Raw genomic sequence first — 361 nt, 5'->3', positions numbered from 1 at the left:
CTCGGGCGTATCGATCACGACCTTTTCGAAGAGTGCTCGGCGCTCGTGACCAGCATGTTGGACGGCGCTGATAGTCTAGAGAGCTGGCTGATGCGTGAAGGGCTAGCCTCGTACAACGAGCTTTTCCCAGACGATTGGGATGAGTATCAGGCCGCGCAGGACTGGCGTCGTGCGAACCGCATCGAGTGGCTTAACCATATTTTGGAGAACCTATGACACCTGTAGAACATGAGCTTATGGAGCACGCGCTCGCCACGCTGGAAGCGAAGCCCGACCGCCAAACGATTTGCGGCGCTATCGTGAACGCCCAGTACGAGCTGAGCGGGCGACGACGCAATGCCGATGCGAGATGGAATTGGCC

The 361-nt window shown here is 58.2% G+C and carries 1 protein-coding gene; it reads left to right on the top strand.

From position 1 onward, the window contains the following. A partial coding sequence (locus AC1RPN_RS08645; RefSeq protein ID WP_481763783.1) for a hypothetical protein occupies window positions 1–216 on the top strand: 216 nt, incomplete at its 5' end. Window positions 217–361: the final 145 nt, after the last annotated feature.

The sequence above is a fragment of the Dellaglioa sp. CoH-57-MRSF-20 genome (genome assembly GCF_056781955.1).
The sequence above is the reverse complement of the archived record's forward strand: the minus strand, read 5'-3'. Positions and strand labels throughout refer to the sequence as shown.